Genomic DNA, 13,283 nt, shown 5'->3' on the forward strand with positions numbered 1-13,283 from the left:
GCCTGCGCCTGCTGTGCCTCTTCCTCGTCGTTCTCCGCGTCTAAGCCTTCCTCCCGCTCTTCGCCCCGATAGGCGGCCTGGCGGCCGATCAGCTTTTGGTTTTCTTCGCTTTCGGGCGCTTGGTCGGTTTGCCGTGGGGTGGGCCGCCGGCTTCTTTGAAGCCTTTGCGCTTGGGCTTGAAAGCCTTGCGGTCGTCGTTGGGACCGTTTCGGCCCATCGGCTTGCCACGGCCTCCCGGCCCGCCGCGGCTGCCAGGCGCATCGGATTGCGAGATGGTGATGTCGTCGCCCTCGCTGTGGGCCGCGGTCTCTAGAAAACGCCCGGCGACGCTCTCGGCGATCTCGAACTTGGTTTCCCGGTCGAAGATCTTGATGGCCCCGATCTCCTGCCGTGTGATCTGTCCGCGCCGGCACAAAAGGGGCAGCAGCCATTTCGGGTCGGCATTGTTGCGCCGTCCGACGTCCATGCGGAACCACAGATAGGGGCCTCCGCGTGCGTGTTTGGACGAACCCCTGTCGTCGCGGTCACGGCCGGGCCTTCCCGCGGCCGGGTCGCGCCCGAAATTCGGGTCGAAGACGTCTTCCGGCGCGGGCAGCTCCGAGCGCCACTGGCGCACCAGCATTGCAGCGAGAACCTCCGGTGAGTACGCGGCAAGCAGCCGGGCGGCGGTTGCTGCGTCCTCCTCGCTCGGCTCTTCCTTGAACGCCGGATCGGCGAGCAGGCGCTCTTCGTCGGCCACGCGGATTTCATCTGCCGAGGGGGCAGCGCACCATGCCGCATCGATGCGCGCTTCGGCCAGAAGTCGTTCTGCCTTGCGGCGTCGCGAGATCGGCACCAGCAAGACCGAGACACCTTTGCGGCCAGCCCGGCCGGTACGTCCTGAACGGTGCTGCAGGGTTTCGGCGTCGCTCGGCAAATCCGCATGGATGACGAGATCGAGGCTCGGCAAGTCGAGACCGCGTGCCGCGACATCGGTTGCGACGCAGACGCGCGCCCGGCCGTCGCGCAGCGCCTGCATGGCCTGGTTGCGCTCCGCCTGACTGAGTTCGCCGGACAAAGTGACGGCCGCGAAGCCGCGTTCGATCAGGCCGGAGGAAAGGTGGCGCACACTTTCGCGGGTGTTGCAGAAGACGATGGCGTTTGGCGCTTCGGCGCGGCGCAGAATGTTGACGATCGCATGCTCGGTCTCGTTCGGCGCGATCCGGACGGCGCGATACTCGATGTCGGCATGTCCCGTCTCGCCGCGCGCCACCTCGATGCGGAGCGCGTCCTTCTGGTAGCGCTTCGTCAGCTGCATGATGGTTTGCGGCAGGGTTGCCGAGAACAGGAGCGTGCGGCGGGACGCCGGCGTGGCCTGCAGCAGGAATTCCAGATCCTCGCGGAAGCCGAGATTGAGCATCTCGTCGGCCTCGTCGATGACGAGGGCTTTCAGATTGCCGATCTGCAGCGCGCCGCGCGTGAGGTGATCGCGCAGCCGTCCCGGGGTTCCGACGACGATGTGGACGCCTTGATCGAGCCGGCGGCGCTCGGCGCGCGGATCCATGCCCCCGACCAGTGTCACGAGGCGGGCGCCGGTTTCCGCAAAGAGCCAGGTGAGCTCGTTCGTCACCTGCATGGCGAGTTCGCGTGTCGGCGCCACGATCAGAGCCATCGGCTCGCCTGCTTCGGGCAGTCTTTCTTCTTCGCCGAGGAGTGTGGGGGCGAGGGCGAGACCATAGGCGACGGTCTTGCCGGATCCGGTCTGTGCGGAAACGAGCAGGTCGCGCTCGTCGGCTTCAGGTTGGAGGACGGCCGTTTGAACGTCGGTAAGGTCGGTATAGCCACGGCTTGCAAGCGCGGCGGCGAGCGGCGCGCTCGTCGTGATCAAGGGCATTGGGTATCCTAATTGGGCGGAATGCGGGCCGCGCGGATATGCGCGGCGGCTCCGAAAAGCGGCGACATGGTGCCGTGGCTGTTGCGGGCTCCATACCAAGGATTTGCCGGCAAGCCAATGACGTGTGGTGCGGCTGCGTCACTCGCCCGGCTGTTCACGCTCTTCGGCCCGGGCAATTCCTTCCAGCACGGAGCACGTCTGCAAACATACTCTTGGCTAAAAAGCTCATATCTCTGGTGCCGGACGCACAATTCTACTTATGTTGTTCGTGGGGGGCGGATCACACGCGTAAGCGAGTTGTGCGATGCAGAGTGCGAAAAGCGCCGATGGGACGCGACCAAATTGAACCTCAGATCTCATGTGCAAATGCCGGGGGCCGATCGCCCGTCGGTTCTTTTCGTCTGTCTCGGCAATATCTGTCGGTCGCCTTTGGCCGAGGCCGCCTTTCGTGAAGAAGCGGAAGCGCAGGGGATCGACGTGGACGTCGATTCGGCCGGCATGGGCGACTGGCATGTCGGCGAGGCGCCCGATCCGCGGGCGCAGGCGGTGGCGCGCCGCCACGGTGTCGATGTCACAGCCTGCCGCGCGCGCACCGTCACCCGCCAGGATTTCTACCGCTTCACCCATATCGTGGCGCTCGACCGCGAAAATCTGGCCGCGCTTGAACGGCTTGCGCCCCCCGACGCGACGGCGAGGCTGAGCCTGCTCCTCGACCATGTGAAAGGCCGTGAGGGCGAGCCGGTGGCCGATCCTTATTTCGGAGGAGACGAGGGCTTCGAGACCACGTGGTCCGATGTGAGCGTCGGGGCTCGCGGTTTGGCGCAGCATCTCAAGGTGCGGGTATGAGCCTCCTCGGGAAGGCCGGGGTGGAGCTTCTTGGCGGCGTTCTCGTTTCGGAGACGGTGCTGCATGGCGGCGACATCTCGCAACTCGCGCACATCAAGCTCGAGGATGGGCGCGAGGCCGTCGTCAAGAATGGTCCTTCTCCCCGCACAGAAGCGGCGATGCTCGCCGCGATTTCCGAAAGCGGCGCTCCGGCGCCGGCGGTTCTGGCAGCTGACGAGCATGTTCTCGTCATGGAGGTTCTGCCCGACAGCGGCAGTCTCAGAAATGCGTGGGCCGATCTCGGCATCGCGCTTGCGACATTGCACGCGCGCCGCGCCGGCCAATATGGCTGGAGCGAGGATTATGCCTTCGGTCCAGTCGCGATCGTCAATGATCGTGCCGAGGATTGGGTCGCATTCTGGGGAGACAAGCGTCTCCTCGTGAACGTGCCGCATATCGACGGCAGGCTCGCGCGACGTATCGAACGTCTTGTCGCCGATCTTCCGAACCGAATTCCCGGGCGACCTGCCGCGGCGCTCCTGCACGGAGATATGTGGGGCGGAAACATCGTCGTGTCCGATGATCGGGTCTCCGGGCTGATCGACCCGGCTTGCTATTTCGGCCATTCCGAGGTCGATCTCGCGATGCTCAATCTCTTCGGCCGCCCAGGCGGCGCTTTTTACGACGCCTATGGTGCGCTGGAGCCGGGCTATGAGGAAAGGCTCACCATCTATCAACTCTGGCCGGCGCTCGTGCATCTGCGCCTCTTCGGCGGTGGGTACCGGCCGATGGTCGAAGGTCTTCTCCAACAGCTCGGCGTCTAGAATCCGGCATCGCTCGAGGAGTTCTCCTCTTGCGACCGTCGACATGGCTGCCGCAGCCTGTTGCAACGGGAACCGTCAAAGGATTCCGAAGTTCCCTGGCTATGCCGACTTACGAAAAGGACGGCCGCAGCCTTGAGATAAGCGAGCCGGCCAGGACGCCGGGTCTCAGCACTTTCCTCGGCTACGGTGCAATGCTGCCGATCGCCGTAGGCGCGCTCGCTGTCCTCGTGCTACCGGACGATGCGGCCGAGGTCGTGCTGTCTCTGACGACGATCTGGGGCGCCGGTGTTTTAATCTTTCTTGGTGGCGTGCGCCGAGGCCTCAGTTTTCGCACCGAGGCCGGCCCGACCATGACGCAGCTCGCCATGACTTTCTGGCTCTTCGGGCTCGGGCTTCTGTCTCTGCTGCTCGGGCCAGGATCAGGAGCGTTTCTTTTGCTGTTGGCCGGCTATGTGAGCCTGGCGATCGTCGATCCGCTCAGCGCCAGGAGAGGCGAAGCGCCGCTCTTCTTTGCGCGTCTGCGTCCCCTCCAGATGCTCGTGCCGATTGCAAGCTTTGTGGTTCTTCTTCTCTGGGTCGATTGAGGCAGGCGACGAAGCCGTGAGCCGGCTTGCAAACTGTGTCGAGGCAGGCATTGTGGCCGCTATCTTCTTTGATTCCCGGCCCGCCCATGACCCTCTACGATCTCAAGCCGGCCTTCCAGGCTCGCCTGCGCCCATATGTCGACCGCCTCGCCGAAAAAGGCGTGACGGCCAATCAGGTGACGCTTGCTGCCGCCGCCATCTCCGTTCTCGTCGGTCTTCTGGTCATGGCGGCCGAAGTGCGCCCACTCTTCCTCCTCATCCCCTTGTGGCTCGGGCTGCGGATGGCCTTCAACGCCGCCGACGGCATGCTGGCGCGCGAGCATGGGCAGAAGAGCAGGCTCGGCGCCTTTTTCAACGAGCTCGGTGACGTCGTCTCCGACGCGTTCCTTTATGCGCCCTTCGCGATCCTGCCGGCCTTTGGCCCGGGGCTCGTCGCCTTCGTCGTGCTTCTCGCCATTCTGACCGAGTTTGCCGGCGTCCTGGCGCAGGCGCTGGGTGCCAGCCGCCGATATGACGGCCCGCTCGGCAAGAGCGACCGGGCGCTCGTTTTCGGCGTTATCGGGACATGGGTCGGCTTCGGCGGGCCGTTGCCGGATTGGAGCGCGCTCGCTCTGTGGGCTGTGGCGATCCTGCTCGTCGTCACCATCGTCAAGCGGGTGCGCGCGGCGCTTGCCGAAATGCCGGTAAGGGCAGGCGAATGAGCGATTTTCCGCCCGCCGCGTCGGGGTTCATGGTCGATGCCACCACGACGGCGCTGATCCTTGCGGCGCGAGTCGCAACCGGTGTGCGCGCGGAATGGCGCGGCTGCGATCCCACCACCCATCGCCGCATTTATTACGCCAACCATGTGAGCCATGGCGACTTTGTGCTGTTGTGGTCGGTGCTGCCGCCGGCGCTGCGGCGCGTGACACGCCCTGTTGCGGCCGCCGATTACTGGCGTGCGACGCGGATGCGCCGCTATATCTCTGAAGAGGTGTTTCGCGCCGTCCTGATCGAGCGCACCCGCACGGAAGAGACCCCCGATCCGATCGCCCTGATGGCGGATGCATTGTCCGGCGGCGCCTCCCTGATCCTGTTTCCGGAAGGGACGCGCAACACTGGCGACGAGCGTCTCCTGCCGTTCAAGAGCGGCATCTACCGGCTCGCCGAGAAGCGTCCCGAGATCGAGTGCGTCCCGGTCTGGATCGACAATTTGAACCGTGTCTTGCCGAAAGGCGAGATCGTGCCGGTGCCGCTCTTGTGCACCGTGACGTTCGGCGCTCCGGTCAAACTGGGTGAGGGAGAGGAGAAAGAGGCGTTTCTGGATCGCGCCCGCGCGGCGTTATTGGCGACCGCTCCGGCCAACGGAGAGACCCACAAAGATGGCTGAGCCCAATCTCCTCACTCTGGCGGCCGGCGTCTTTGCCATTCTGGCCGTAGCTTCGCTCATCGGGTTCATCCTGAAGCGGACGATCAGCTGGCAAAAGCCGCACGCGGTGATCGACAATCTCAACGCACGCATCAAGGCCTGGTGGGTGCTCGTCGCGCTGATGCTCATCGCCTTCCTGTTCGGCAAGGCGGGTGTCGTCCTTCTTTTCGCCTTCGCCTCCTTTACGGCATTGCGCGAATTCATGACGCTGACGCCGACCAGACGTGGCGATCATTACGCGCTCGCAGCCAGTTTTTTCATCTTTCTGCCGGCGCAATACGCCCTCGTCCTCGCCGACCAGTATGGCATCTACTCGGTTCTGATCCCGGTCTATGCCTTCCTGGCTCTCCCGATCATCGCGGCCTTCCGCGCCGAGACCGCGCGATACATGGAACGTGTCGCACAGGTGCAATGGGCGCTGATGATCTGCGTCTTCTGCCTGTCGCATGTGCCGGCGATCTTGAACCTCGACATCCCGGGTTTTGAGGGCGGAAATCTTCTTCTGATCGCCTTCCTGATCATTGTCGTGCAGGCGAGTGACGTTCTCCAATATGTGTGCGGCAAGCTGTTCGGACGCCGAAAGGTCGCGCCGAATTTGTCACCGTCTAAGACCTGGGAGGGGCTGATCGGCGGCGTCGGGCTTGCGACGCTTCTGGGCGCCGGGCTGTGGTGGTTGACGCCGTTTACGCCGCTTGTTGCGCTCGCCATGGCGGCGTTGATCGCCATCATGGGCTTCTTCGGCGGTCTCGTCATGTCGGCGATCAAGCGCGACCGTGGCGTCAAGGATTGGGGACAGATGATCGAAGGTCACGGCGGCGTGCTCGATCGTATCGACTCGCTCGTCTTCGCCGCGCCGATCTTCTTCCACTTGACGCGGTTCTTTTTCTCGGTGAGCTGACCGGAGCAGTTTTTCGGCTAAGTATTGATTAGGACGAAAGGTGCTCGAAAGGCTCGTCGCACGAGCAACCTCGAATTCATTCTGCTTTTCAGCATGATGTCCGTAGGCGCCGTGGCGATCGGCGTGTTCTTCTATTTCGTATCACGTCACCAGGACCGACCCCGCGATCGCAGGCATCCGGGCTGAGCGCCCGCGGCTCTCACGCCGCGGGTCATGTTCAGGCCGCTTCCTATTCCCCGGGGCGCACCGGCCATGTCTCGAGCCGGTAGGCTGACTCCCAGAACATCCATTCAAGCTGCACCGCCCGGTCGAAGGCATCATGCGCCTTGGCCTGAACGGCGGGCGCCGCCTCGGCCACGGCCTCGTCGGTGGTGGCGATCATCGTCTTGACGGCGTCCTGAAACTCCTCACCGGCATAGGTTTCGATCCACGCCGAATAAGGATTGGGCGACGCGGCGCGGGCAAGGATGTCGTTGCCGACCTCGGCATAGATCCAGAAGCAGGGCAGGAGCGCCGCCAGCAGCACCTCATAGGGCTCGCTCCAGGCCGTCGCCGTGATGAACGACACGTAATGGTGGCAGGCGGGCGACAGCGGGCTCGCTTCGAAGACCTCGGGTGCGATGCCGTAATCGGCAAAGAAAGTGCCGTGCAGCGCCCGTTCCACCACGATCGCTCCTTGCGCGGAATTGGCGAGCTGCACCATGCGCTCGGGATCGGGTGCCTTGGCCGCGGCAATGGCGAGGCCCTTGCCGAAGCCGATCAGGTAATGCGCATCCTGGGTGATGTAATGCTTGAAGCGCTTTTCAGAGAGCGTCCCGGCGGCAAGCTCGGTGTTGAACGGCATGTTGCGGATAGTCTCGTAGAGCCCGGCATTGCGCGCCCAGGCTGCTGCGGAAAACGTGCTCATCGCGATCTCCTTCCCATTCCCCGGCAAGTAGCCAGAACAGAGGGAAGCGTCTACCTGTCGAAGGGCTCTTTCGACTTAAGCTTTACGGGGATGTGCCGCTATTTCCGTCACAATCTGGTTTCCTTCGGCCTGTTCCGACAGCTATGGTGCGGCCCATGCGGGAGGCTTCGGGCCTCCCGTGCCAGTTCACGAACATGGGAACAGAAGATGACATTCATGCCATCCAGAAAGCTGATCGGGGCGGTGATCGCAGTTGCCGGCCTGGCGCTTGCCGGGACCTCCTTTGCGCAGGACGTAAAATTCTTCCGCATCGCCACCGGCGGCACGTCCGGGACGTATTTCCCGATCGGCGGTCTCATCGCCAATGCCATCTCCAACCCTCCGGGCTCGCGTCCTTGCGACGAAGGCGGCAGCTGCGGCGTGCCGGGCCTGGTGGCGACGGCGATCGCTTCCAATGGCTCCGTTGCGAACGTCAATGCAATTAATTCCGGCGGTGTCGAATCCGGCTTTTCGCAGTCGGACGTCGCCTATTGGGCGCAGACCGGCACCGGCGTCTTTGAGGGCAAGGGCAAGGTCGAGAAGCTCCGTGCGATCGCCAACCTCTATCCCGAGAGCATCCATCTCATCGCCAGCAAATCCTCCGGCATCAAGTCGGTCGCCGATCTGAAGGGCAAGCGCGTCTCTCTGGACGAGCCGGGCTCCGGCACCATCGTTGATGCGCGTCTGATCCTCGGCGCCTGGGGCTTGAGCGAGGACGATATCGAGGCGGATTATCTGAAGCCGAACCAGGCCGCTGACCGTATGCGCGACGGCGCCATGGACGCCTTCTTCTTCGTCGGTGGTTTCCCGGCCGGTGCCATCGTGGAACTGGCCTCCAACACCGACATCACCGTCGTGCCGATCGCCGGCGACGAGGCCGACAGCGTCGTCTCCGATTACGAGTTCTTCGCCGCCAACACGATCCCGGCGGGCACCTATGAAGGGCAGGACGAGGACGTTGAGACGCTCTCTGTGGGTGCCCAATTGGTGACGAGCGCCGATCAGCCGGAAGAGCTGATCTACGAGATCACCAAGGCTTTGTGGAACGACAACACCCGCAAGCTCCTCGACAGCGGTCATGCCAAGGGCAAGGTGATCACGCTCGACACGGCTCTCGACGGTGTGGGCATCCCGCTGCACCCGGGTGCGAAGAAGTTCTACGACGAAGCCGGCGTCTCCAAGTAAGCCGGATTTCAGCAATGCAGGCGGCGGTTTTCCGCCGCCTGTCTGATTGTGGACGTTTGAGTGTGGAAGGCCGGAAGGCCCAAAAGACGACAGGTTCGGATGCAGGAAGAAAAAGAGATTGATCCCGCCGCGGTCAAAGAGCTCGAAGAGCGGTTTGATCCGGAAGTGCGTTTTCGGCCGCTCGGGCGCTACGCGGGATATGTCGCCGCGACGCTCCTCTTCTGCCTGTCGCTCTTTCACTATTACACGGCGGGCTTTGGCCTTTTGCGCGAGGTCAACCATCGCGGCGTGCATCTCGCCTTCGTCCTGTCCTTGATCTTCATCGTTTTCGCCGCGACCAAGAAGGGCCAGGATACCCTTTATCCCTCGAGCCTGTGGCGGCCGCTCGGCCTGCCGATCTACGACTGGCTTTTCGCCCTCGCGGCGGCCGTAGCCTCGCTCTACGTCCCGTGGATCTTCAACGATCTCGCCTTCCGCGTCGGCAATCCTCTGCCGATCGACGTCGTCATGGGGACGGTCATGATCGTCGTCCTCCTGGAGGCGACGCGCCGATCGATGGGCTGGCCCTTGCCGGTGATTGCCATCATCGTCATGGCCTATGCGATATTCGGGCAAAGCGCGCCGGGCGTCCTCGTCCATCCCGGCAGCGATTGGAAGACGCTCGTCAACCACCTCTATCTGACGAGCCAGGGCATTTACGGTCTGCCGGTCGGCGTCGTGGCGACGTACGTCTTCCACTTCGTGCTCTTCGGTGTCCTGGCGACGCGGATCGGCCTCGGGCGTCTCTTCATCGATTTCGCTTCGGCCTTTGCCGGCCGTTTCTCCGGCGGCCCGGCGAAGGTCTCCGTCTTCTCGTCCGCTCTTCTCGGATCGATCTCCGGCTCGTCGATCGCCAACACGGTGACGACCGGTGCGCTGACGATCCCGGCGATGATCCGCATCGGCTATCAGCGCCATTTCGCGGCGGCCGTGGAAGCGGCATCCTCGACAGGCGGGCAGATCACGCCGCCGGTCATGGGCGCCGCCGCCTTCCTGATGATCGAGTTTCTTGGCGTCTCCTATACGACCATCATCACCGCGGCGATCGTGCCGGCGGCGATGCATTTCTTCGGCGTACTCTGTCAGGTGCATTTCGAGGCGAAGCGTCTCGGCCTGCGTGGCCTGACGAGAGAAGAGTTGCCGAAGGTCGGCGTGATCCTGAAGCGCGACTGGCCGACGCTCATCCCGCTCTTCCTCTTGATCGGCATCCTCCTTCAGGGCTTCACGCCCTATCTCGCCGCCTTCTGGGGCATCACCGCCTGCATCGTCATCGGCCTCGTCAATCCGCTGAACCGCATCAGAGTGAAGGACGTCGTCGACGCTTTCGTGCTCGGCGCGAAATATGCGCTTGCCGTGGGCGCGGCGGCCGCGACCGTCGGCATCATCATCGGTGTCGTCACGCTCACCGGCGTCTCCTTCAAGATCGCCTATATGGTGACTTCGACTGCGGGGCAGTGGGCGGAAATGATCGGCCCGTACATCCCCTTCGGCGTGATGGAAGTCTCGACGCTGACGCTGCTCATCACCCTCATCCTGACGGCGATCGTCTGCATCGTGATGGGTTGCGGCATCCCGACGACGGCGACCTATCTGATCATGGTGTCGGTCGCAGCGCCGGTTCTGGGGCTGCTCGGGATCGCGCCGATCGTGGCGCATTTCTTCGTCTTCTATTACGGCGTTCTGGCCGACATCACGCCACCTGTGGCGCTTGCCGCCTATGCCGGGGCGGGGATCGCCAATGCCAATCCCTTTAAGGCCGGAAATACCGCTTTCCGGCTCGGCATGGGCAAGGCGCTGGTGCCGTTCGTCTTCGTCTTCTCCCCGTCGCTGCTTCTGGTGACCGATGGCTTCACCTGGCAGGCTTTCGCGCTCGCTTTCACCGGGACGGTGGTCGGCATCACGGCGCTGTCGGCGGCGTTTGCGGGCTGGCTGTGGGGACCGCTCTATCTCCTCGAACGCTGGGTTCTGGCCGTTGCGGCCATTCTTCTGGTGGCGCCGGAGTTCACCTCGACGGCGATCGGCCTCGGCATTCTCGCCCTCGTCCTCCTGCGGCAGGTCTTCTTCGGCTTTGAGCACGTACCGCCGCGGCGGACCGCAGAGAGTGAGGCGTCGACCTAGCTGCTGGCGCTCGCCGGCGTAAGCGCCACGCCTTTGACCTGTGCATAGAGCTTCTGGCCGACCTCGAGTTCGAGGTGGTGCCAGGAGCGTTGCGTAACGCGCGACAGAAGCTTCGCGCCTCCGCCATTCTTACCAAGGCGGAGGACGAGAAGGGTTTCATGCGCGCCGACGGGCGTTTCTGAGACGATCGTCACCGGCAGGATGTTGATGATGGTCGTGTCCTCAGGCGGACGGCGGGTGAGGCTCACATCGCCCGCGGCGATGCGAATCCGGCGGCGCGTTCCGGGCGCCCCGGCGGCGGCCGGGATCTCGAAATGCCCGCCGGCGACGGCAAGCCGCGCAAGCCCGAAAGCGGCATCATAGCTTTCCACGATCGCATCGAGGCTGACGACCGCCTCGCGGGAGGCGGCAAGCGGCAGGTTCGGATCGGCCTGCAATTCCGCGAGCGGCCCGGCGGCGAGAACCTTGCCCGCCTGCATCAGGACGAGATGGTCGGCAAGGCGCTCCACCTCGGCGATGTCGTGGCTCACATAAAGGACGGGCATGGCGAGGCGATCGTGCAGACGCTCCAGAAACGGCAGAATGCCGTCCTTGGTCTGCCGGTCGAGCGCCGAAAGCGGTTCGTCCATCAACAGGAGCTTCGGCTGCGAGAGAAGCGCCCGGCCGATGGCGACGCGCTGGCGTTCGCCACCGGAGAGATTGCGGGTCGAACGCCCCAGGAGATCGCCGATGCCCAAAAGCTCGATGACTTCCTCAAAACCCGTGCCGCTGGCGGAGGAGGGCGGCCGTCTGCCCGGCGCGCCGTAGAGAAGATTCTGACGAACGCTGAGATGCGGGAAGAGGCTCGCTTCCTGAAAGACGTAGCCGATCGGGCGGCGATACGTCGGGCGGAAGGTTTTGTCGTCCTGCCAGATCTCGCCGTCGATCGAGAACGTGCCCTCTAACCTGTTGAGGCCGGCCGCGCAGCGCAGAACCGAAGTCTTGCCGCAGCCCGACGGGCCGAACAGGCCGGTGACGCCTTTTGCCGGGACCGAGAACGAAGCGTCGAGCGCGAAGTGACCGAGGCGACCTGAAAACGTAGCCTCGATCGTGTTTCCTGCCATCGGCGGAGGTGTCTGAACCGTCATTTCCCGGGACGCGCCACGCGCTTTTCGATGAGTGTCATGGTCAAGATGACGATGAAGGCGAAGACGACCATGCCGGCCGCCAGCACCGTCGCCTCGGCCCAGCGCAGTGTCTCCACATAGTCATAGATGGCCACCGACAGGACCTTGGTCTCGCCCGGAATGTTGCCGCCGATCATGAGGACCACGCCGAATTCGCCGACGGTATGGGCAAAGCCGAGGACGGCACCCGTCAGAAAGCCGGGCCGTGCGAGCGGCAGGGCGACGCTCCAGAACGTGCGCAAAGGGGAGGCGCGGAGCGTTGCGGCGACCTCCAAAGGTCGTTCGCCCATCGCCTCGAAGGCGTTGCGGATCGGCTGCACGACGAAGGGCATGGAATAGATGACGGAGCCGATGACGAGGCCTTCGAAGGTGAAGGCGAGCGTGCGCCCGCCCCACAGCGCCGCGAGCTGCCCGCCCGGCCCGGAGGGGCCGAGCGCAACGAGAAGATAAAAGCCCAGAACCGTCGGCGGCAGGACGAGGGGCAGCGCGACCACGGTCGCGACTGCCTCCTTCCACCAGGCGCGCGAGCGCGCGAGCCACCAGGCGATCGGCGTGCCGACGAGGAGCAAGATCACCGTGGTGATCGTTGCAAGCTCGATCGTGAGGCGGATCGCCGAGACGGTTTCAGACGAAAGCTCCGGCACGAACGATCAGCTTCCAGCAGCGGTGCCGTAACCGTACTTCTCGATGATGGCGCCGGCTTCCGGTCCCTTCAGGAAATCGAGAAAGGCCTTTGCCGCCTCGCTCTCCTCGCCCTTCTTCAGAAGGACGGCGTCCTGCTTGATGGGCGTGTAGAGATCGGCCGGAACCTCCCAGCGCGAGCCCTCGTCACTGGCCGCAATCTGCGACAGGGCCACGAAGCCGAGCTCGGCATTGCCGGTTTGCACGAATTGGAATGCCTGGGCGATGTTGTTGCCCTGGACGATTTTCGGCTCGAGATCGTCGTAGACGCCGAGCGCCTTCATGGCCTCCACAGCCGCGGCGCCATAAGGGGCGGTCGTCGGATTGGCGATCGAGATCTTGTCGAAATCACCCGATGTCAGAGTGTCCTCGCCGGTGACGAGGTCGGCGTCGGTGCTCCACAAGACGATCTTGCCGATCGCATAGGTGAAGTCGCTGCCTTCGACCGCATAGCCTTCGGTGATGGCTTTGGCCGGCCGCTCGTCGTCGGCGGCAAGAAACACCTCGAACGGGGCATCCTGGCTGATCTGCGTGTAGAGCTGGCCGGTCGAGCCGAACGACAGAGCCGCTTCGTCGCCGGTCTTTTCCTTGAAGGCGGCGGCGATTTCTTTCGCCGCTTCGGTGAAGTTCGCGGCGACGGCGACATTCGTTTCGGCCGCCGCAGCCATCGAGGCAGGCAGAGACACCGCGGCCACCAGAAGCCCGGCCGCAAAAGAGCGCAATGACATCATTTCAG

13 protein-coding genes are annotated in these 13,283 nt (G+C 64.0%); 8 read left to right on the forward strand and 5 right to left on the reverse strand.

What is annotated here, in order from left to right:
* Positions 1-88: 88 nt before the first annotated feature.
* A complete protein-coding gene (locus tag L0F51_RS00545; protein ID WP_234627468.1) occupies positions 89-1,873 on the reverse strand; it encodes a DEAD/DEAH box helicase in 1,785 nt (594 codons plus the stop codon).
* A 366-nt stretch (positions 1,874-2,239) separates the two neighbouring features.
* Between L0F51_RS00545 and L0F51_RS00550 the strand changes: the two genes are divergently transcribed.
* The 6 genes from L0F51_RS00550 (at position 2,240) to L0F51_RS00575 (ending at position 6,412) form a co-directional block, all read left to right on the forward strand.
* Complete coding sequence (locus L0F51_RS00550) at positions 2,240-2,719, forward strand: low molecular weight protein-tyrosine-phosphatase (protein WP_234629283.1); 480 nt, start codon at positions 2,240-2,242, stop codon at positions 2,717-2,719.
* On the forward strand, positions 2,716-3,522 hold the full coding sequence (locus tag L0F51_RS00555) for a fructosamine kinase family protein (RefSeq protein WP_234627469.1): 807 nt from the start codon (positions 2,716-2,718) through the stop codon (positions 3,520-3,522). The genes L0F51_RS00550 and L0F51_RS00555 overlap by 4 nt, the downstream gene beginning before the upstream one ends.
* A 101-nt stretch (positions 3,523-3,623) precedes the next feature.
* A complete protein-coding gene (locus L0F51_RS00560) occupies positions 3,624-4,106 on the forward strand; it encodes a DUF3429 domain-containing protein (RefSeq protein WP_234627470.1) in 483 nt (160 codons plus the stop codon).
* Positions 4,107-4,192: 86 nt separating this feature from the next.
* On the forward strand, positions 4,193-4,807 hold the full coding sequence (locus L0F51_RS00565; RefSeq protein ID WP_128293483.1) for a CDP-alcohol phosphatidyltransferase family protein: 615 nt from the start codon (positions 4,193-4,195) through the stop codon (positions 4,805-4,807).
* Entirely contained in the window at positions 4,804-5,475 is a 672-nt protein-coding gene (locus L0F51_RS00570; RefSeq protein WP_234627471.1) for a 1-acyl-sn-glycerol-3-phosphate acyltransferase, read from the forward strand. Before L0F51_RS00565 ends, L0F51_RS00570 begins: the two co-directional genes overlap by 4 nt.
* Positions 5,468-6,412, forward strand: coding sequence for a phosphatidate cytidylyltransferase (locus L0F51_RS00575; protein ID WP_234627472.1), 945 nt, complete (start codon positions 5,468-5,470; stop codon positions 6,410-6,412). The genes L0F51_RS00570 and L0F51_RS00575 overlap by 8 nt, the downstream gene beginning before the upstream one ends.
* A 229-nt stretch (positions 6,413-6,641) precedes the next feature.
* Here L0F51_RS00575 and tenA read toward each other — a convergent pair whose 3' ends face one another.
* Positions 6,642-7,319: a thiaminase II gene (gene tenA / locus L0F51_RS00580; protein ID WP_234627473.1), complete on the reverse strand. Its 678-nt coding sequence runs from the start codon at positions 7,317-7,319 to the stop codon at positions 6,642-6,644.
* Between the two features lie 216 nt (positions 7,320-7,535).
* Here tenA and L0F51_RS00585 point away from each other — a divergent pair, with 216 nt between their 5' ends.
* Positions 7,536-8,543 (forward strand): TAXI family TRAP transporter solute-binding subunit, encoded by a 1,008-nt coding sequence (locus L0F51_RS00585; protein ID WP_234627474.1) that lies wholly within the window; start codon positions 7,536-7,538, stop codon positions 8,541-8,543.
* A gap of 99 nt (positions 8,544-8,642) precedes the next feature.
* Complete coding sequence (locus L0F51_RS00590) at positions 8,643-10,700, forward strand: TRAP transporter permease (RefSeq protein WP_234627475.1); 2,058 nt, start codon at positions 8,643-8,645, stop codon at positions 10,698-10,700.
* On the opposite strand, the gene modC is transcribed toward L0F51_RS00590, so the two are convergent.
* From modC to modA, 3 genes are read right to left on the reverse strand one after another with little or no spacing between them, the layout of a single operon-like run.
* Positions 10,697-11,827, reverse strand: a complete 1,131-nt coding sequence (gene modC, locus L0F51_RS00595; protein ID WP_234627476.1) for a molybdenum ABC transporter ATP-binding protein — start codon at positions 11,825-11,827, stop codon at positions 10,697-10,699. The two genes, L0F51_RS00590 and modC, sit on opposite strands and share 4 nt — an antisense overlap.
* Positions 11,824-12,510 carry a molybdate ABC transporter permease subunit gene (modB, locus tag L0F51_RS00600; RefSeq protein ID WP_234627477.1) on the reverse strand — a complete coding sequence of 229 codons (687 nt, stop codon included), beginning with the start codon at positions 12,508-12,510 and terminating at the stop codon, positions 11,824-11,826. Before modB ends, modC begins: the two co-directional genes overlap by 4 nt.
* Before the next feature lie 6 nt (positions 12,511-12,516).
* The gene (gene modA / locus L0F51_RS00605; RefSeq protein ID WP_370642279.1) at positions 12,517-13,278 is read right to left on the reverse strand and encodes a molybdate ABC transporter substrate-binding protein; all 762 of its coding nucleotides are present in this window, start codon (positions 13,276-13,278) and stop codon (positions 12,517-12,519) included.
* Between the last annotated feature and the right edge of the window lie 5 nt (positions 13,279-13,283).

This window comes from Afifella sp. H1R, assembly GCF_021462425.1.
Taxonomy (GTDB): domain Bacteria; phylum Pseudomonadota; class Alphaproteobacteria; order Rhizobiales; family Afifellaceae; genus Afifella; species Afifella aestuarii.